Annotated in this window: 10 protein-coding genes; 3 read left to right on the top strand and 7 right to left on the bottom strand. The window is 67.0% G+C overall.

Translation table 11 applies throughout. The features are described 5' to 3' along the window. Positions 1 to 38 precede the first annotated feature (38 nt). Positions 39 to 1,454: an arylsulfatase gene (locus ACLJEU_RS25945; RefSeq protein WP_414661094.1), complete on the top strand. Its 1,416-nt coding sequence runs from the start codon at positions 39 to 41 to the stop codon at positions 1,452 to 1,454. 33 nt (positions 1,455 to 1,487) lie between these two features. Here ACLJEU_RS25945 and ACLJEU_RS25940 read toward each other — a convergent pair whose 3' ends face one another. Continuing rightward, complete coding sequence (locus ACLJEU_RS25940; RefSeq protein WP_414661095.1) at positions 1,488 to 2,585, bottom strand: sensor histidine kinase; 1,098 nt, start codon at positions 2,583 to 2,585, stop codon at positions 1,488 to 1,490. Between the two features lie 165 nt (positions 2,586 to 2,750). Between ACLJEU_RS25940 and ACLJEU_RS25935 the strand changes: the two genes are divergently transcribed. Next, the gene (locus tag ACLJEU_RS25935; RefSeq protein ID WP_414661096.1) at positions 2,751 to 5,330 is read left to right on the top strand and encodes a hybrid sensor histidine kinase/response regulator; all 2,580 of its coding nucleotides are present in this window, start codon (positions 2,751 to 2,753) and stop codon (positions 5,328 to 5,330) included. A gap of 128 nt (positions 5,331 to 5,458) precedes the next feature. On the opposite strand, the gene ACLJEU_RS25930 is transcribed toward ACLJEU_RS25935, so the two are convergent. Together ACLJEU_RS25930 and ACLJEU_RS25925 are read right to left on the bottom strand one after the other, a co-directional pair. After that, the gene (locus tag ACLJEU_RS25930; protein ID WP_414661097.1) at positions 5,459 to 8,518 is read right to left on the bottom strand and encodes a TonB-dependent receptor; all 3,060 of its coding nucleotides are present in this window, start codon (positions 8,516 to 8,518) and stop codon (positions 5,459 to 5,461) included. Between the two features lie 144 nt (positions 8,519 to 8,662). Beyond that, entirely contained in the window at positions 8,663 to 9,280 is a 618-nt protein-coding gene (locus ACLJEU_RS25925; RefSeq protein WP_414661098.1) for a DVUA0089 family protein, read from the bottom strand. A gap of 434 nt (positions 9,281 to 9,714) precedes the next feature. On the opposite strand from ACLJEU_RS25925, the gene ACLJEU_RS25920 reads away from it, so the two are divergent. After that, the gene (locus ACLJEU_RS25920) at positions 9,715 to 12,606 is read left to right on the top strand and encodes a PQQ-dependent sugar dehydrogenase (RefSeq protein ID WP_414661099.1); all 2,892 of its coding nucleotides are present in this window, start codon (positions 9,715 to 9,717) and stop codon (positions 12,604 to 12,606) included. Positions 12,607 to 12,651: 45 nt separating this feature from the next. Here the strand turns inward: ACLJEU_RS25920 and ACLJEU_RS25915 are convergent, their stop codons facing one another. The 4 genes from ACLJEU_RS25915 to ACLJEU_RS25900 all read right to left on the bottom strand — a co-directional run bounded on the left by ACLJEU_RS25915 (position 12,652) and on the right by ACLJEU_RS25900 (position 20,022). Continuing rightward, positions 12,652 to 13,098, bottom strand: coding sequence for a DUF2059 domain-containing protein (locus ACLJEU_RS25915; RefSeq protein ID WP_414661100.1), 447 nt, complete (start codon positions 13,096 to 13,098; stop codon positions 12,652 to 12,654). A gap of 22 nt (positions 13,099 to 13,120) precedes the next feature. Then, the gene (locus tag ACLJEU_RS25910) at positions 13,121 to 14,008 is read right to left on the bottom strand and encodes an alpha/beta hydrolase (protein ID WP_414661101.1); all 888 of its coding nucleotides are present in this window, start codon (positions 14,006 to 14,008) and stop codon (positions 13,121 to 13,123) included. Between the two features lie 169 nt (positions 14,009 to 14,177). Then, positions 14,178 to 16,754, bottom strand: a complete 2,577-nt coding sequence (locus tag ACLJEU_RS25905) for a hypothetical protein (protein WP_414661102.1) — start codon at positions 16,752 to 16,754, stop codon at positions 14,178 to 14,180. A 166-nt stretch (positions 16,755 to 16,920) separates the two neighbouring features. Beyond that, positions 16,921 to 20,022 carry a carboxypeptidase regulatory-like domain-containing protein gene (locus ACLJEU_RS25900; RefSeq protein WP_414661103.1) on the bottom strand — a complete coding sequence of 1,034 codons (3,102 nt, stop codon included), beginning with the start codon at positions 20,020 to 20,022 and terminating at the stop codon, positions 16,921 to 16,923. Positions 20,023 to 20,357: the final 335 nt, after the last annotated feature.

Raw genomic sequence — 20,357 nt, 5'->3', positions numbered from 1 at the left:
TCAACTCTCAGCCCTAAACCCTCAACTCCCCCCGCCCGATGCGTTTTCTTATTTCCTCCTGGTTCCTCGTCCTGGCGTCGGTGGTCTTCGCCCAAGCCCCGAAGCCGAACATCATTTTCATCCTCGCCGACGATCTCGGTTACGGGGAGCTCGGCAGCTACGGCGCGAAACTGATCGAGACGCCGCATCTCGATCGGATGGCGGCGGAGGGCATGCGCTTCACGCAGTTCTACGCCGGCAGCACGGTGTGCGCGCCGTCGCGCAGCGTGTTGATGACAGGCCTGCACACCGGGCACACCCGCGTGCGGGGCAATGCCGGCGGCCGCAACATGGACGCGCAGTCGTTGCAGCAGGGCGACGTGACCGTGGCCCGCGTGCTCAAGGACGCCGGCTACGCGACCGGGCTCGTGGGCAAGTGGGGCCTCGGCGAAAACGATCAGCCCGGCGAGCCGCGGCGGCAGGGCTTTGATTATTTTTACGGCTACCTGAGCCAGACGCACGCGCACAACCACTACCCGAGTTTCCTCTGGCGCAACGGCGAGAAGGTGCCGTTGCCGAACGATCTCGTTCAGGTCGGGCCCACCCCGGGCGCCGGCTATTCCACGAAACGGCTGGTCTACGGCGGCGATCTGTTCGCGGCCGAGGCGCAGGCCTTCGTGGAGCGCAATCAGGCCAAGCCGTTCTTCCTTTTCTATTCCGTCGTCACGCCGCATGCGAATAACGAGCGCAGCCGTGAACTGGGTGAGGGTAACGAGGTGCCGGATCAGGGGATCTACGCCGGCAAGCCGTGGCCCGAATCGATGAAAAATCACGCCGCCATGATCACGCGGCTCGATCGCGACGTCGGCGCCCTGTTCGCCCAGCTCAAGCGTCTCGGCCTCGACGAACGCACGCTGGTCCTCTTCTCCAGCGACAACGGGCCGCACAAGGAAGGCGGCCCGAATTATGATCCGGTGTTTTTCACGGCGAGCGGTCCGTTGCAGGGCATCAAGCGGAGCATGACCGACGGCGGCATCCGTGTGCCGTTCATCGCGCGGTGGCCGGGGAAGATCAAGGGCGGCACCGTGTCCAACCACGTCGGATACTTCGGCGATTTGATGGCGACGTGGAGCGAGGTGGGCGGCGCCAAGGCGCCCGGCGCCCTCGACAGCGTGAGTCTCGCGCCGACGCTCCTCGGCCGCGGCCCGCAGGCGAAGCATCCGCATCTGTACTGGGAGTTCTACGAGCAGGGCGTGAGTCAGGCCCTCTTAATCGACGGTCGTTGGAAGGCCATCCGGCTCAAGACGCTGGCCGCGCCGGTTCAGCTGTTCGACGTGGCGAACGACATCGGCGAGAGAACGGATGTCGCGGCGAAAAACCCGGCGATTGTGGCGCGGGCTGTCGAGCTGATGAAGACGGCGCGCGTGGACAACGAGCACTGGAAGTTGAGTTCACCTCCGGCCCGCGCGCCGTGAGGATCGCTCCCGGCCCGCGGCGGCCGGCCTCGCTCAACGAGTCAGGGGCAGGGTGATGACGAACGTCGCGCCCCGGCCCGGTGCGCTCTCCGCGTGGATCTGGCCGGCGTGATCCTCGACGATGCGCTTGCAGATGCTGAGGCCGAGGCCCGTGCCGGTGGCCTTGCCGTGCGTCGCAAACGGCTGAAAGAGCGTGCGGGCGATTTCCGGCGCAATTCCGCCGCCCGTATCCTCCACTTCGATGCGCAGGGTGGTCTCCGTTGCGGCGAAGCGCAGGAAAATCGTGCCGCCGTCGTCCATCTCGTCCGCGGCGTTGTTGCACAGATTGTAGAGCAGCCGCGACCAGCGTTGCGGATCGAGCGGCAGCGTAATCGCTGGCGGCGGTGCCGGCACCATCACGGTCACCCGGCGGTCGGCCATTTCCTCGGTGAGTTCCTGGATCAGCGGCGTCATGACGGCCGGGAACGGCTGCAGGGCCAGCGCCGGCCGCTGGCTGATGGGTTTGGTCACATCGATGAGCTCCTGCAGCATGGCGGTCATGCGCTCCACCTGGTGCAGGACGCGGGTCTTGGCCTGCTCGCGCAGCGCCGGCGTGGACTGCTCGAAGCAGGCCAGCTCCGTGGCCATGCTGATCACGGTCAGCGGGTTCTTGAAATCATGGACGATGGTGCCGGCGAAGCGGCCGATGGCGGAGAGCGTTTCCGCGTGGATCATGTCATCGACGTATTTCTGATTCAGCGCGCGCATGCGGAGGCTGAATTCGCGCGTCAGGGTGAGGGCCAGCGAGGGCCGGAGTTCGAACAGCCGCAACAGCTGGGCGCGATCGAGAAACAGGGTCGTGGTCGCGGTCTCGGCGGTGGCAGTCGCGGAGCGCGGCGACGCGTCGATGACGGCCATCTCGCCAAAAAAATCCCCGGGTCCGATGGTCGCGAGCACCCGCGGCTCGTTGGGTCCCGGCCCCGCGGAAATCCGCACACTGCCGGATTCGACCACGTAAAAACCGTCACCGGCGTCGCCGGCCGAAAAAATGACCTGGCCAGGCTGGAAAATCCGCCGATCCGATTTTGCCCCGAGACGGATGAGTTCTTCGCCCAAGCGGCCGTGGGCCTGATCTTTCGGAGATGACATCATGGCGCGGGAGGACAGTAACCAACCCGGTCCGGGCGTAAAGCCCGGGCGTCCGAATCCGATTCGGCGGCGTGACGCGAGGCAGGCGTTTGGCAAGATGCACGTGGTGTTTCGCAAGGACTGCGGAGGCGTCCGGGACAGGGGGCCGATATGATGGACGCCTTCGTTATGCCCGCGGCGCATTCATCCATCGAACCACCTTCATCGCCCGCACCGCCATCGTACCTGCCTGCACCCACGCGGGATCCCGCGAGTCTGGCGGCCGTGCGGACCGTCGGAGTGTACGTGCTCGTGGCCGTGCTCTGGATCTGGCTGTCGGACTGGGCCCTGTTTGCGCTTGCGCCGTCGACCGCCGTGGCCGCGACCTTTGCCCTGTTGAAAGGTTGGATCTTCGTCGCCGTGACGGCGGTGCTGCTGTTCTGGATGTTGCGCGCCCAGCTGGAGCAGGGCCGCGCGCAGGAGGAGCGGCTGAGGCTTTTCATCCAGCATGCGCCGGTGGCACTGGCGATGTTCGACCGGGAAATGCGTTACCTGATGGTGAGCGCGCGGTGGACCGCGGACCGCGGGTTGGGCAGCGCGGACCTGCGCGGACGCGTGCACTATGAGGTGTTTCCGGACCTGCCGGCCCGCTGGCGGGAGCTCCATCAGCGAGCGCTGGCGGGCGAGACCCTGCGCGAGGACGCGGATCGTTTCGAGCGGCCCGATGGATCGGTGCAGTGGGTCCGCTGGGAACTGCGCCCGTGGCTGGATGCCGGGGGCAAGGTCGGCGGCATCGTGCTTTTCACCGAGGACATCTCGTTTCGGAAACAGGCGCAGGAGGAACTCGAGTCATCGCGGGCCCGCCTGCGCCTCGCGCTCGAATGCGGGCGAGCGGGCACGTGGAGCTGGGACCTGGCGACGGGCCGGATCGAGTGCGACGACGCCACGGCGCGGCTGGTCGGACGCACGGCCGAGGAGTTTGCGCGGGGCGGCCTCGATGTGTTCAATGCCAGTCTCCATCCTGATGATCGCGGCACGGTTGAACGGGCGCTCGAGGCGGCGTTGGTGGAAGGGCGGGATTTCTTCGCGGAGTATCGGGTGTTTCGGCCGGATGGCCAGGTGCTGAACGTCACGAACCGCGGTCGCGTGGAGCAAGACGCCACGGGCCGGCCGGTGCGCATCATGGGAGCGTGCGTGGATGTCACCGACGCCCGGCGGATGGAGCGCGCGTTGAGCGACAGCGAGGAGCGTTTTCGCGAGGTGGTGGAGACGATCCGCGAAGTGTTTTGGATTTCGGACGTGGAGAAGAACAAGGTGCTGTATGTGAGCCCGGCGTTTGAGGAAATCTGGGGTGTTTCCAGCGCGGAGATCTATGCCTCCGCCCGCGTCTGGGTGGACGCGATTCATCCCGGCGACCGCGAGCGCGTGGTGCGCGCCGCCAAGACGACCCAAACGGCCGGCACGTACGACGAGGTCTACCGCGTGCTGCGGCCCGACGCCTCGATTCGCTGGGTCCGCGATCGCGCGTATCCGGTTCGAAACGACGCCGGCGTCGTCGTGCGCATTGTCGGCACCGCCGAGGATGTGACCGATGGCAAGCGGCTCGAGGAACAGTTCCTGCGGGCGCAGCGGCTCGAGGCCATCGGCACGCTCGCGAGCGGCGTGGCGCACGATCTCAACAACATCCTCGCGCCCATGCTCATGATCGCGCCGATGCTCAAGCCGAAGCTGGCCGAGTCGGGCGATCGGGACATGCTCACGATTGTCGAGCGCAGCGCGCAACGCGGGGCGGACGTCGTCAAGCAACTGCTCACGTTCAGCCGCGGGATTGCGGGCGAACGCGGTCCGCTGCAGGTGCGGCATCTCGTGAAGGAGATGGTGGCCATCATGCGCGAGACGTTCCCGCGCGAAATTGGCATCGCGCAGCAGATTCCCGCCGAGCTCCCGCCGCTGGTCGGCGATGCGACCCAGCTGCACCAGGTGCTGATGAACCTGTGCGTCAACGCGCGCGACGCGATGCCCAAGGGCGGCCGGCTTTCGATTCACGCGGAGGAGGTCGCGCTGGAGGTGGCCGACGTGCGCCCGTATCAAGGCGTCAAGCCCGGTCGCTTCGTCGTGCTGACCGTGGCCGACACCGGCGAGGGCATCGCGCCCGCGGTGCTCACGCGCATCTTCGAGCCCTTCTTCACGACCAAGGGCGTGGGCAGCGGCACGGGCCTCGGGTTGTCGACCGTGCTCGGGATTGTCACCAGTCACGAGGGCTTCGTGACGGTCGACAGCGAGCTCGGGCGCGGCAGCTCGTTTCATGTGCATCTGCCGGCGGGCACCAAGACGCCGTCGAGCGGCGTACCGTTTGCGGTGGTGGACTCTCCGGTCGGCGGCGGTGAGCTCGTCCTGGTGGTCGACGACGAGCCCGCGGTGCGGCACTCGACCCAGCGCGTGCTCGAAAAATACGGCTATCGCGTGCTGACCGCGGCCAACGGCCGGGAAGGTCTCGCGCTGTATCTCTTGCAGCGCGATCAGGTCAGGGCGGTGGTCACGGATTTGATGATGCCGGAAATGGGCGGCATCGCCCTGGTCCGCGCGCTGCGCGAACTCTCCCCGGGACTGGCGATCCTCGCCGCCACCGGACTTGAGGACGCGGGCAATCGCGCGGCGCTCGGCAGCTTCGGAGTGAGCGAACTGCTCCCCAAGCCCTACGCCCCGGCGGAACTGCTCGCGGCGCTCGACCGTGAATTGAAGAAGGCCGCGGCCGGGGCGGAGAGTTGAAGGGCTTCAGCCCAAATGGCCATGGCTTGAAAAGGACCGCGACCGCCCCCGGTCGCTCCGGCCCGTTGCGACCGGGGGCGGTCGCGGTCCCAGCCCAGCGCTCATCGCACTCGACCCCGGCTCCTCCCTCAAAACCGTGCGGTCACGCCCGCCTTGAAGCTCGTGCCGGCACCGGCGGCGTACGACGGAATCTCGCGGCCGAAGGCGTGGAGATAGTCGTTGTTCGTCCAGTCGTTCGTCAGGTTGTAGACGTCGAAGTAAAGTGAATACGTGCGGTTGAGGGTGTATTGCGCCTTGAAGTCCCAGAGTGTGCGCGAGTGCTGGTAGACCGTGTAGTCGCCCGTCCCGGGCAGCACGCCGGCACCCGATCCGAAGGTTCCGACGGTCGTGCTCCGGTAGAACTCGCCGCGGTAGTTGGCCATGATCCGGAGATCGAAGCCGCGACCGCGATAGGTCAGGCCGCCGTTGAAGCTGTGCGGCGTGAGATTGGGCAGCCGGGTGGTCGCGCCCGTCGCGGCGCCGAAGTCGCCGTACGTTTCGAGGTAGGTGTAGTTGGCGAACGAACCGAAGCCACGCCAGAAGCCGGGGAGCGACGTGTATTGCTGCTGGTGATTCAGCTCGATGCCGCGGATGCGGGCGCGGCCGACGTTGCGATTCTGGTTGATCGTCCAGCCCGCGTAGTCGCCCCCGAAGCCGTTGTTCTCGCCGGTGGGCACGGTCGATTGGAACGAGCGGAAGTAGTTCCGGATTTCCTTCAGGAAGACCCCGGCGGAGATCTGCCCGACGCCGGAGAGGTACTTCGCCGTGGACAGCTCGAAGTTGTCCGAGGTGTACGGCTTCAGCCCCGGGTTGCCCGCCGAGAGCGTCTGCGTCAGCTCGTTCGGCGCCAGCGTGGGCAGCAGGCTGACCGGACTCGGCCGCGTGATCGTGGTGTTGTAGCTGAGCCGCGTTTGCAGATTGGCGATGGGCTCGAAGACGAAGTGGACGCCGGGAAACACGTTCCGGTACTTCGATCCCTGCGTGACCCAGCCGCGGAAGTTGTCACGGGCGCGCGCCGCGGCCACCTCGGGCGTGACGGTCGCGAGGTTGTTGTTCGAGGCGTTCGAGACGCGCAGGTAGTTGCTGCCGCTGAGCTCCGTCTCCTCAACGCGGATACCGGCCAGGATGCGCAGCCCGCCGATCTTCAGGTTGCCCTGGAGGTAGGCGGCGTTGATCGTCTCCTCGAAGGCGGCATCGTTCAGCAACGACTGGTACGTGGTGTTCCAGACGTCCGACGCAGTCTGGCGCCAGTTGGCGCGATTGGCCCAGACGTCACCGCCCAGGCCCGTCTCGGGCAGCTGCAGGAAGGGAAACGGACCGTAGTTCCCCTCGGACATCTTCATGTTGTAACCGACAAACGGCGTGATGCCGCCGGTCGCGGGCGTGGTCGCCGGACCGTTGTACGTGTAGTAGTTCAGATCGCGGTTGGCGGTCTGCTCGTAGTGACTCTGCTTGAGTCCGACCTTGATGCTCGTGGGCGCGGCGGTTTCGAAACCCTTTTCAAAATCGAGCCGGCCGCCCCAGCGCTCCGCCGGTGCCGAGTAGCTGATGAGCTGGGAGTCGGGCCGCACCGCGTAACTCGCCGGATCGCTCCAGTTCAGGCCGCCGGTCTGCGTCACGAGCGGATCCCAGTCGTCGCGCCCGCGACGATCGAGCCGCCAGTTGACGCCGGTCATGCGCGCGAAGAGCTGGTTGAGCTGCGGGTACATCGTGCGGTTCTTCGAGTAGTTTACGTCGAGCGTGAGCTTGCCGGAGCCGGCGAAGAGCCGCTGCTCGACGCCGCCGGAGAGCGTGACGCTCTCGCTTTCGCGGATGTAGAGCACCGACTCCAGATCGATGGTGCCGTTGCGGGCCTCGACGACGTCGTAGGTGCTGCCCGGGAGAAAGTTCGCGGCGGCGGCGGTGTTGAAGAGTTTCCACCGGAAGTAGGAGGGCGACGAGCCGCTGCGGCGCTTGTTGCGGTTGTAGGTGCTCTTCACATACAGCGTCGTGTCCTGGCTGAGCTTGTAATCGGCGTTGAGGCCGAGGTTCAGGCCGGGCGACTGCTTGCCGATCGCGCCCCACTGGCCGGCACCGTAGGCGCGCAGGAGCGGCTCGAGTGCGGCGCCGGGCGCGGGATTGGCCACGAAGTAGGCGGTCTGGGCGGCGGAGGACTGGCGCGGGCCGACCTCGGTGATGAGGCCGTTGCCGATGTTGCGCATGAAGGTGCCGACGATGCCGAGATTGTTCTTTCCGCCGAAGACGCTGTAGACGTCGGAGTAGCTCAGGTTGATGAGATCCAGTTCCGGCCGATCGTGATACGGCACGCTGCCGTGCTGGTAACTCTCGGCCCACGCCGTGCCGGCGGTCAGCGTGATCAACCGGCCAGGCGTGCGATCATAGGCGCGCTTGGTCCGCAGATTCATGTAGCCCGCGATCGCGTTGCCATCCATGTCGGGCGTTGGCGCCTTGATGATTTCGAGCGATTGCAGCGTGCCGGTGCTCACCTGCCCGAAGTAGACGTTGCCGTTGCTGATTGAGGTGCCGCCCGAGACCGCGATCTGCGCGCCGTCGACGAGCAGCGAGGAAAAGTCCTGTGTCATGCCGCGGATGTAGACCGCGCCGACCTCGCCGCCGCTGCCGTCGACCGCGACGCCCGGCAACCGCTGGAGCAATTCGCCGACCGCGGCGCCCGGATTGCCGAACGCATCGATGGCCGCGACCGTGCGCACGTTGGCCGCCTGGCGTTCCTCCTGGATGGCCGCGGCCTGGCCTTCGCGCAGGCCCTTCACCACGTAACGCTCCATTTTGTAGAGCGCGGACGTGAGCGCGACGTCCCGGGCGCTGGTCTGGCCGGCGCTGACCGTCACGGCGAGCCGCTGCTCGTCGAGGCCGGGATAGGACACCACGAGCCGCTGCGCGCCGGCGGGAACGGCGAGGCGGAACGTGCCGTTGAGATCGGTCGTCGTCGAAAGACTCGTGCCCTCGACCAGGACGGCGACGTTGGCGAGCACGTCGCCGGTGCCGATGTTCGTCACGCGACCGGTGACGATGCCGGTGCTGGTTTCGGCGGCATGAACCGCAGTAACGGTAACGCTGGCGGCGGGCAGGGCGACGGCCCCGAGCAGACACAGGCGTGCGACGACGCGACGAACGGCGACAAGGGTCATGGGGCCGGCAGCGTTAAGTAACCGACCGGGGAATTAAAGAGGAATATCTATTTGCATCCGCCGCCGGCCGGCGCGCGGGCAATAAAAAACCGGATCGCAAAGCGATCCGGCTTGGAGAGGGAACGGAAGCGGGGAAGGACGGCCTCAGCTTGTCTGGAACTTGCGGCGAAGACCGACGAGACCGACCAGCGCGAGGGTGAAGAGCGCCAAGCTCGAACCCGCGTCCGGCGCACGCTGCACCACGGCTTGGTCGACGTTCAGAATGTCGAAGGCCCACGAGCTGTTGCGCACATTACCGGTGTTGTCGCGCCAGCCGGTCGTGCCGCTGCCGCTGAAGCCATTGGAGAGGTTGGGGCCGAGCGCGAAGTTCGCGTACTGTGCGACGCTGACCGTGTAGGTGCCCGGGGCGAGGGAGGGCAGATTCAGAAAAGTGTCCCAAGCCTGACCCGTGACGGCATCGATCGCCACGAGCGACGAGCCACCGTCGTCATTCTGACCAATCAGCGTGCCCGCCGAGTTGAAGAGTGCCAGAATCGGGTCAAAGCCGCCCCGCGCAATCAAGGTGCCCGCTGCGTTCGTACCGCCGGCGTAGCTCCACGTGCGCAGGGTCACGTTGGAAGTCGCACCGACCGAGAAGGTGAAGAGCTGGACGTCATTGTCGTTCGCCAGATTGCCGGTGAACGAGAAGTTGACGGCAAAGGCCGACGACGCGGCGGTGAACAGGGCAAGACCGATGGCCTTGAATGCGGTGGTTGATTTCATGACGGGCATAGGAGTTGAGGCTGCCTGATCTGCGGGCCCGGTGCCCGCTAGCTATAAGTAATAGTGCATAAACGTCGCCAAGTCTGGCTGATTCAGGTGTCGGTATTATTGCACAGACAATTGCAGGATAAATAATTCTCTGCTCCACGCACGACAGATAGCATAACGTAAGGTTATCCGACGCGAATCTCGCGGACATGGCCGTTTATGGTCTCGCGCCGCTCGGGCGCGGCGCGGTGACCCAAAACGTAAATTTCCACGACACGCCTGTCGCACGCGCAGGTTGTTACGGCCAGGCGTTTCCCGCCGCGCTCTCGTCCCGTCCCCGCGGGCGGGCCGCGAATCGATCTCTCCGTCCTGCAACTTGACTCTCTGCCCCTCTCGCCCTGCGCTCCCGCACCCGCTTCCGTGGCGTCGCCCCCTCGCCCCTCCCCATGAAAATCGCTGTCGCTCTGCTTGCGTTCGTGTCGGTCGCGCCCTGGGCGCCAAGCCAGCCGCAGCCGCGCACGCCCTGGACGACCTCGCGCGTCAAAGGCAATCCCGAGCCGCCAAAGGCGTTCGTGGCGGAGGCGGTGTTCCCGCGGCTCGCGTTTTCCCAGGCCATCGAGCTCGCCACCGTGCCCGGGAGCAACCGGTTGATCATGGTGGAGCGGCGGGGAAAAATCTCCTCGTTTCCGACGCGCGGCGATCCGGCCGCCGCCGACCTCGTTCTGGATCTGCTGCCGCTGCAACCCAAGCTCGATCACGCGTTCGGCGTCGTGCTGCATCCGCGGTTTCGCGAGACGCGGCAGATTTTCGTCTGCTATGCGCTGACCGAGGGTTTGCCGGAGGGCACGCGGGTCTCGCGTTTCACGCTCACGTCACTCGACCCGCTGCGCGCCGACCCGGCCAGCGAGGAGGTCATTCTCACGTGGAAGTCCGGCGGACACAACGGCGGCAACCTGCAGTTCGGGCCCGATGGCTACCTCTATATCTCCACGGGCGACGCCGGCCCCGCGGCTCCGCCCGACCTCTACAACACCGGCCAGGATTTGAGCGACTTGCTGTCGTCCATCGTGCGGATCGACGTCGACCAGCGGGACCCGGGCAAAGCCTATCGCGTGCCGTCGGACAACCCGTGGTTCGCCGCCCCGGGATCGGCGGCCACATCCGCCATCCGGCCCGAACTCTGGGCCTACGGCCTGCGCAATCCCTGGAAAATGAGCTTCGACCGCGCGACCGGCAACCTCTGGTGCGGTGACATCGGCTGGGAACTGTGGGAAATGGTTCACCTGATCACGCGCGGCGGGAATTATGGCTGGAGCGCGTACGAGGCCAGCCAGCCCATCAAGCCGGCCCTGGTCAATCCCGGCACTCCCATCACGCCGCCCGTCGTCGCGCATCCCCACGCCGAGGCCGCGTCGATCACGGGAGGTTTCGTCTATCACGGAAAACAATTCCCGGAGCTCGCCAACGCCTACGTCTACGGCGACTGGGTGACCGGCAAGATCTGGGCGCTGTGGCATGACGGCAAACAGATCACCCGGCACGAGGAGATCGCCGACACCCCGCACGCGATCATCACGTTCGGCCAGGATGACGACGGCGAGTTGTACTACGCGCACTACGCCGACGCCTCCACGCTCCACCGCCTCGTGCGCAATCCGCACGCGTCAGCCACCGCGGCGTTTCCCCGCACACTCGGCGCGACGGGCCTCTTTGCCGATGTCGCGCGCCTCCAACCCGCGCCGGGCGTCTATCCGTTCGCCATCAACAGCCCTAAATGGGACGACGGTCTTGCCGCGCAACGTCACCTCGCGTTGCCCGACACCATGGGCCTCACCACCACCGTGACGGTCCGTCGCGATCCGAAGGCTAACACCATCAAGGCCGACTACGCCACCCGCTGGCCCGCCGGCGCCGTGCTCGCGCGCACGTTGACGCTCGGCGATCGGGCGGTGACCACCGCGGACCGCGCCAAGCCGATCGAGACCCAGGTGCTGCACTACGACGGCGAAGCGTGGAACGCCTACTCGTACCGCTGGAATGCCGCGGGCACCGACGCCGATCTCGTGCCCGCCGAGGGTGCCGAAACGACAGTCCGCGTCGCCGCCGATCCGCATGCCGCGGGTCCGCGTACGCGCGAAGCCACCTGGCGCTTCGCGAGCCGGGCCGAGTGCTTGCGCTGCCACAGCACGTGGCACAACGGCGCGCTCGCCTTCACGCCCGCCCAGCTCCGCGGCGCCGGTGTGCGGCAGACCGCGACGTTGATCGATCACGGCCTCGTCAACGCCGACTTCTTCGAGCAGACGCGCCTCGGCGGCGAATCGTCCGTCGGCGAGAATCGCTCGGCCCGGGCGTTGCTTCACGCCAATTGCGCCCCGTGTCACACCGAACACGCCGGCGGCGCCGTCGCGATCTTCCTCAACCAGGAGTTGCTGACGCCGCAGCTGAACGTCGTCGACGTCCCGCCCACCCAGGGTCGTCTCGGCTTGAAGGATCCGAAACTGATCGCGCCGGGTGATCCGTGGAGTTCCGTCCTCGCCGTGCGGATGGCGAAACTCGGCAGCGGTCACATGCCGCTGATCGGATCGCGCGAAATCGATGTCGAGGGCCTGAAGGTGATCGAGGACTGGATCGCGCGCATGCCGTCGGTCTCCACCGCGCCCAAGCCATGGACCGCGACCACGTGGGATCGCGCGGCCATCGAAGAGGGGCTGGCCTCGGTGAGCGGGGCGATGCGCCTCCGCCGCGCGATTGACGACGGCCGGCTCGACGCGACGCAGCGGACGCAGGCATTCGCGATCGCGTGGGCGTCGGGCGACGCGACCGTGCGCGATCTCTTCGAGCGCTTCAAACCGGAGGAGTTGCGCGAGCGGACGCTCGGCGCCGTGATCGATGCGCCGGCGTTGCTGCGCTTGAGCGGCGACGCCGCCCGCGGGGCGCAGTTGCTCGCGCCCGACGGCAAACTCGCGGCCTGCCGGGCGTGCCACTTCATCCAGGGCCAGGGCCGCCAGTTCGGTCCCGACCTGTCGCGCATCGGTGCTCAGCAGAGCGCGGCGCAGATTCTCGAAAGCATCCTGACGCCGTCCAAAATCATGGCGCCGCTTTATCGGCCCACCGTGGTGGAATTGCGGGACGGCACGAGCCAGGCCGGCTTCGTGCGCGCGCGCGGTGCGAAGGAAATCGTCCTCACGATCGCGACGGGTCAGTCGATCAAGATCCCGCTCGCCGATATTCGCGCGGAGCAGACGCTGACGACCTCGTTGATGCCCGAAGGCCAGCTGCAGGGACTGACGGCGCAGGAGGCGGCCGATCTGGTGGCGTACCTCGCGAGCTTGAAGTGAGGTGACGCCGCCCGGCGGGTTTTCTCCCGTCGGGCAGGTCGGTTACTACTTGGCCTTTGCCTGGGCTTCGGCCGCCAATTCGGCACCGATCGCCTGGCCGAGTTCCTGGCCCCACTGTTGGCCGACCTGCATGCTCTCCTGCATGACTGCCGGTAGCGACGAAAGCAGCTTCCGGCCTGCGGGCGTCTCGTAGAACGCGTTCACCGCCTTCAGATCTTCAATCGTGTAGTGCTTGTCGTAGATCGGCACGATGCGCTCAAGGAGCTGCTTCATGTCGATCCGGTCCTGAAACCGCGTCCAAAACTCACCCGCGACCAACGGCATCGTTTTCCGGTAGTTGGCGATCATCTGGCCTTTCATCTGGTCCATCAGGCTGACCATCCCGGTGAGGCGCATGAGCCGATCGATCTCATGACGTTTTTCCGGGGCAATGTCCGCACGGGCGGACAGCGCGAAGATCAGAAGCAGGAGACCGAGGCGGGGGAGTTTCATGGCAAATAGCTTTGGTCCTGCGTCAGCGTTGGGCTTTGATCCAGCCGAGCGAAACGAGGAACTGATCCATCGCGGCCAGCGTGTCCGGATAGCGGCTCTTGGGGCGACCGTAGTTGAAAAAACCGTGTTGTTCGCCGTCGTAGCCGACGAGGTCGCAGCGGTTGCCCGCCGCCACCATCAGACGCGTGAACGCCTCCGCGGTCGCGAAGGGCACCGTCGTGTCGGCGCGGCCGTGGAAAATAATCGTGGGCGGCGTGCCGCGCGTGACGTGATGCGCGGGCGAGAGCCGGCGAGGCGCGGCGCCCATGCGTTCCTCGGGCACGCGATCCCCGAATTCCTTGAGGTCCATTCCCTCGAGGGGTGCGAGCACGAGGGCGGGATTGAAGAGGACCAGGGCGTTGGGCTTGGCGCTGACGGACCGGTCCTCACCCGGTTCGTCGAAGTCGGGCAGCGTGGCGATGGCCGCGGCAAGATGTCCGCCCGCCGATCCGCCGCCGGCCGCGATGCGCTGCGGATCGATGGCGAGGCGGGTGGCGTTCGCGCGCACCCAGCGGAGCGCGGACTTGGCGTCGGCGACGCACGCCGTCGGTTTGACCTGATGACGCGACGACACGCGGTAGTCGGCGGTGATGGCGACCATGCCGCGCGACGCCAGGTGCCGGCAGTGTTGCTCAAACTGCACCGGCGATCCGTTCGTCCAACCGCCACCGAAAAAAAACACGATCGCCGGCCGATTCGTCCGCGCACCGTCCGCGGGCTCGAACACGTGCAGCGACAGCTTCACGTCGCCGACGGTCTTGTAGATCTCCGCGCGGGCACCGTCAAAGTGCGGCGGATACGGCTGGGCGGCGGAGAGCCGCGCGGCGAAAATGAAAAGCAGGCCGGCGAGACGGAGGGGTGCGCAGTTCATGGGGCGGAAAGCGTTTGCTATCGGGAAACTGAAACGGCCCGGGAGTCGATGATTTATACCAATCGCTCTTTGCCTTTGGACTTTAGCCGTGGCTACGAGCGCCAGCGAGTGGTCGTTCGGCCACTCGCGGGCGCTCGTAGCCACCGCGCGGAGCGGGTCAGGTGACCTCTCAGCGGCCGGCCGGTACTTCGCGCGGTGAGCGTGGAACGGGCGGAGGAATCGCGCGCGCCCGGGCGACGGCGACGTAGCTTGCCGGCTGCGCCGTGGCGGGGAGATTGCAGGTCATGGACCACCGGCCGGACTCGACGTCGTAGTCGGATTGCCAGTACGCGCGGGCCGGGTCGCCCTGCACCACGCGCTCGCGCCCGGCCGTCGTGACGCGAAAAAGCTCCACCGCGTCCGGACGATCGAGGCCGGTGAGGCGCACCGGGATCCAGCCGAGGCCGCCGCGCAGGGTAAAGGCCGTTTCGCGGTTCGATCCCGCGGCGACGGCGAGCGGCCATGGGCGCGGCGTGGAGTCGTCGGCCGTGATCAACTCCGGGCGGTTGAGCGCCGCTTCGCGCTGGGCCATTTTCCAAGTGTTGGCCCCGGCCGCGAGCGCAGCGGCGAAGTCACGGTCGGGTCCGTAGTAACGGTCGGCGCTGAGCGGGAGGGCGAGCAGTTCGACGAGCAGGTCGACGGAGTCGCCGGGCAGGAGCGCGGTCACGTCCGGCGGCGGCGCGATCTCGACGCCGAGATGGGACTTCGCGCCGCGGCTGCCGACGGCGGTGAACGTGGGCGCCGGCACGGCCCGGCCGCCGAGCACCGCCTGCCACGATCGCACGATCGCGCTGCGCATGCCCTGGCCGCTCCGCTCCGCATCGGCGCGCGGCTCGCCGTGCAGCGAGACCCATGGATCGGATCCGCGTGCCTGCCACGACGGCAGGGCGCGCGCGCCGGCGTCGAGCGCCGGCCGGTGCTCGGCCCAGAGTCCGTCGGCGTGGCCCCACGCCAGCAGCGGGGCGTTGGAGTCGTTGTAGTAGTCCGCGCCCAGTTGAAACAGCGCCAGCCGCGAGAACTCCACGCGCCGCAGCACGTCGTAACGGACGCGCAGATACACGCGCAGGCAGTCGTCGGTGCGCGGCAGGAACACCGTGATCCGGCTGCGCACCGCGTCGTCCGCCGATCGCTCCTCGTAGTCCAGCTGCGCGAGATTGGGCCCGTGACTCGTGTAACGGGTCACGTTGCGCTTGAACGGCACGTATCGTCCGCGCGGATCGATCCGGACCATGGTGTCGCCGCCGCCGAGATTGCTCGCCCACGCCCAGCGTTCGCCTTGCGCGAAGCCGCGTTGCAGGAGCGGGCGAAAATCCGTGAGCAGCGCGCGCCGCATCGTCCGTCCGGGCTGAAAGCAGAGCGACTCGCCGAAACTGCCGAGCGCAAACTGATCCCAGAAGCCGTTGTGACCCCAGCCGACCAGTGACAACTGCGCGAGCGACGCCGTGGGCACGCCGCCCCAGCGCGCAAACGTCGTGCCGTGCCGCAACGTCACGCGCGCGTTCGCCGGGAGCGTCACGCTCGTGCGGCCGTGCATCCACGGACCCGCGTAGGGCAGCTCCGTGCCCTCGGCAATCTGGTGCCAGTTCTTGCTGATCTGGATCGGAATGCCCGTGGGCCGGCCGTGCGGATCGAGCAGCATGGGGACGAACCCGGTGATGGCCCGCGCGGGTTGGTGATCGAAGGCCAGCACGACCCGTTGCGCGATCGCGGTCTGATTTTCGAGCGTGAGATCGCGCGTCTCCCACGCGTCGAGCTTCGCCTCGGGATAAATGCCCTCGGTGACCTCTGGCCACGGCGCGGAATCGAAGCGCACGACGTGACACGCCTCCTCCGCGTTCCACTCAACGCTGGTCCGGTCGCGCTCCGCCAGCGATGCGGCCCGCACCACGACGCCCTCGGGCGCGGCGGGGGAACGCGCCGAGCCGTCGGCGTTCAACGTGAGCGTGGAGCGATGATCGCGGCCCGCCTCCCACGCGACGGGCGTTTCCGCGAGACTCGCATCGCGACCACCGGCACTCTGCAAACGCAGGAACGCACTGCCGCGGTCGAGCCGCTGCTCGGGGCGGATCACAAGCGTGAGCGCGAGGCGATCGGGCCATGCCGAAATCTCCAGCCGACCGGTCGCGGCGAGGGTGCGGCCATCGGCCGATTGAAACTCCAGATCGTGCAGCGCGAATTTCTGGTAGAAGCGTCCGCTCTCGATCACCCGCACGGGAAACTCCAGCGGCATGGCCGGCAGCCCGTGGGTGTCGAGGGCCAGCGGCTTGCGGCCCACGCAGCGATAAACGGTGTCGCCGACCCGCACGGTGAGCGTCAACGGCGCCGCCGGCAGCGGCTCGGCGGCAATCGCGGCGCGCGTGGCGGTCGCTTCATCCCGCGGTGCGGCGCTTGCGGCGAAACCGGTGAACGCGATCCGCTCGGTGTCGAATTCTGCGGCGAAGTAGCCTGTCTCCAGCCGGAGGAAACGACGGTCGGCGGAGTAGCGGGCCGTGGTGAAATAGGGCGGTCCCTCCCGCCAGCTGAGGGCCGCGTGATCGCCACGCTGCGGCATTACCTCCGTTGGGTCGACGTCGCGCGGTGCCGCGACGGCCACGGCAGTGAGGAGACACGACAGCAGCGCGAAGCCCCGCCGGCGGCCCGCCAGGGCGTGCAGCCGCGACGCTGCGCCCGCAACGTCCGGCGCCCGGTGCCGTCGGTGTTCTCCCATTTCGGGGAATCACCCGGGCCTGACGACGTTGAGTCAACACCGCGCTGACGCCGGCGTCAGCTTGTAGTCACGGTGATGATGTGTGCGTCGACCAAAAGGCGATCGTGAATCCGGGCCGCGAGAGAGCGCGTGCCCGCGCGATTCTCGACGAAGGACGGAATGATGATCAGAACGTACCCTTGATTCCGAAGGTCCACAGCGAGCCGAACTCCGCGCGCTGGCGGAATTGCGCGACGGCCGGCGTGTTGGGACCGGAGATTTCGACGTCGTCGGTGGGGTCGTTGACGTTGCGCAGATTCGCGAACACCGCGAAGCGCTTGCTCAGGGAATATTCGCCGGTGACGTCGATGTAGGATCGCTTCAGGCCCCAGTTGTAGGTGTTGGCCTCGATGCTCCGGCCGGTGACGATCCCGCGGCGCTGCCGGCCGAGATAATTCCAGTTGAGCCGCAGGTTGTATTTCTCCCGCGAAAGGCTGACGCCCCAGCTGCCGGTGCGCGGGATGTAGCCGGCGAAGTTGCTCGCACCGTCGCCGGTCGCGCGCTGCGCACTGCCATTGGCAAAAACCTGCACGCCGCGCGCCCAGCGCGGGAGGAAGGTCAGCGCCTGCTTGTAGTTGATGTCCATGCCCTGCATCCGGACGGTGGTGGCAAGATTCTCCTGCGTTGCGACCTGGTACGGATCGTAGAGCGCCGGATCGAGGCCGTAGAGCGAGAGGAAGGCCGGCGTCGCATCGAACGCGGTGCTGCCGAAGAAATTTTCGAAATCGCGGCGGAAGGCGCCGATCGACAGCAGGCCGACGCGCTCGAAGTAGTACTCGAGCGTCACCTTGCCGGTGCGCGCACTCCAGGCCTTGATGCCGGCGTTGTTGACCACGATGCGGTTCGTCGTGCTCGGCGGCGACTCGATGTCGGGCAGCGTGATGCCGCCGGAGTACTGGTTGAAATTCGGCCGGCCGACCGAGTGGTAATACGCCGCGCGCGCGATCAGGTTGTCGCGCACGTTGTAGCTCGCGTTGATGCTCGGGAAAAGCCGCAGGTATTCCTTTTCAGCCTGCGCGCCGCGGTCGATGATCGTCAGCCGGGCGATGCCGAGCGGGTCGCTGGTGATCGTCGCGGGCCGGCCGTTGGCCCCGAGGATGACACGGCCGCTGGCGTCACGCTGGTAGTTCAACGTCGGATCGTTCCGCGGGCCGCGGGCCTCGATGTTGGTCTGCTCCGCGCGCAGGCCGCCGATGAGCTTGAGCCGGCGATCAAGGAACTGCACGTCGCCGCGCAGGAAGGCCGCCGAGATGATCTCCTCGGAGCGCTTCGACGAATTCACCTCGGAGCGGTACTTAGCGTTCTCGTCGAGCGTGAACAGCGCGGGCTTCGCGCGATAGAGATCGAGGACGGCTTCGTTGCTCACCCACTGCACGCGCGGGATGCCATAGAGACCGGCGCGCTGAAAGAAGTACGGATCGAACACCGCGCCCGCGCCGTCGTCGCTGCCGCCGAGCGGCGTCGTGGTGGCGCGGCCGTCCGCGCCGAGGTATGTCACCGACGACGTGCTCGTGCGATTGTCGCTGCGCGACTGGCGCACATCGACGCCCGCCTTGAGCGTCAGCGGCCAGCGCCAGTCGAGATCGCGGCGCAGATTGGCGAAGGCGGTGCGCTGGACATTGCGCGAGAGCTGAGGACTGGCTCCGGCGGTGCTGAGCGCGTAGCTGTTGATATTGTAGGGATCGACCGGGGTCCCCGTTGCGCCCTCGGTCACGGTGATCGTGCGCGGCCGCAGGTAGAAGTTGTCGTCGAACGACACCGTGACGCCCGTGCGACGGGCGAGGGTCGAGCCGAAGCGGCCCTTGTCCAGACTGCGGAAACGGTTTTCCGCGTGCGAGGAGCCGAGTCCGGCCTCGGCCCGCCAGACCGGGCCGTCGTAGCGATACGTCAGGCTCGGCATGTAAGTCCGGCTGTAACGGTGATTGCCGCTGTTGGAGATGCGGATCTCGCCCGCGCCCGCAAACCCGTGGGTGAACGACGGGGAGAATTCCCCCGGCAGCACGCGGTTCACGATGAAGCTGATCGAGCGCTGGTTGAAATCGGTGTGGAAGGTGCCGTATTGAAAAGAAAAGGACAGCCGGCTCGCGGGCCCGAGTTTGTAGTCGGCGGTCGTGGCGAAGGAGGAACGATCGGCGATCTTCGATTCCACGCGGACGAGGAAGTCGCTCAGGTACGGCCGGTCGGGCGTGGTGTCGGGGAGCGTCGTGCCATTGGTGGCGGCGCCGGCGCCGCGCCACGTGTTGGTCAGCAGCGGGCCTTCGACGTACTGGGTGGACGCGCCGGCGGACACGGTGAAGCCAAAGCGCTTGTTCACGGGAACGATCCAGGAAAACTCGAAGCCCGGCCGGACCTTGTAGGTCGGATCTTTGGCCGGGCCGGGCGAGCGGTGAAACTGTTTCGTGCTGTCCCGCATCGCGAGGTACACGCTGCCGTTGAAGATCGGCCTCGAGCGCTCGAAGGCGCTGCGCGGCACGAGATTCACGGAGCCGGCGAGGGCGGAGCCGGGCGACTCCGGCGTCGGCGAGTAAACGGCCTCGATGCGGGAGAGATTGTTGATCGAGACGGCGTTCAGCTCGACGTTGCGGCCGGTGCCGGAGACCTCGGACGTCGCGAGGCTGAAGCCGCCGATGGTCACGGGCACGTTGTCGGACGGCACGCCGTTCATCGAGATTTCGCGCGGATCGCCGCCGCGGTAACTCATCGTGATTCCCGGGAGCATTTTCAGGAACTCGCCCACGTTGCCGTCGGGCACGACGCCAAACTCGTCGGCCGAGACGACGTTCACGATGTTCGCGGCGAAACGCTGCTCGTTGATCGCAATCGCGGCGCCGTCCATTTCGCGCGACGACGACACGACGAGCGAGTCGAGCTTCACGACTTCCTTGTCGTTCCGAAAACGGGAGCCGCCCGCCAAGTTGATGTCGCGTTCGATCGTCGCCGCGCCGGCCACCGGCAGCGCAATCTGCTGCGGCTCCATGCCGGTGTAGAACACTTCAAGCGTGACGTTCCCGTCCGGCACGGCCGTCAGCCGGTAGGTGCCTGACTCGTCGGTGAACGCCACGAGGTCGGTGCCTTTCACCGTGATGCGCGCGTTGTTCAGGTACTGGCCCGTGGCGCTGTTCTGGACGCGTCCCGTGATGGTGGCGGTGCCGTGGGCGACGGCACCGGACGGAGGTGGGGCGGTGTTGCCGGCACCGCGGGCCACCGGGAGCAGCGTCAGTCCTAGCATGAAGGGAAGGCTGCGGCGGGCGCAGCGACGAGAGAGGGAACGGCGGGCAGGGTACATCGGGGTGTCGGGTTTGTCCCGGCCGCAACCGGCCGGGAGCTTGGGGTCGAACCGCCGGCGTGCGATCGGGATCGGCGCGCCGGCAGGCAGACGAGAAAAGGAGGGGTGAAGCTATATGGGTGGCGCTGGAGTTCCGGGTCAAGGGACCTGTCGAGCCCATGGGGCGGAACGGTGATGAGCGAGGTTCATCGAAACGGGAAGTGAAATGAATCGGACGGATGGATACGCTGCTCGCGATCACCGTTTATCGCGATCCGAGGCGGGAAATCGCTGGACCC

The sequence above is a fragment of the Terrisphaera buseokensis genome (assembly GCF_047521145.2).
GTDB lineage: Bacteria > Verrucomicrobiota > Verrucomicrobiia > Opitutales > Opitutaceae > ER46.
Note: the sequence above shows the minus strand (reverse complement) of the source record. Positions and strands in the feature narration are given on the sequence as shown.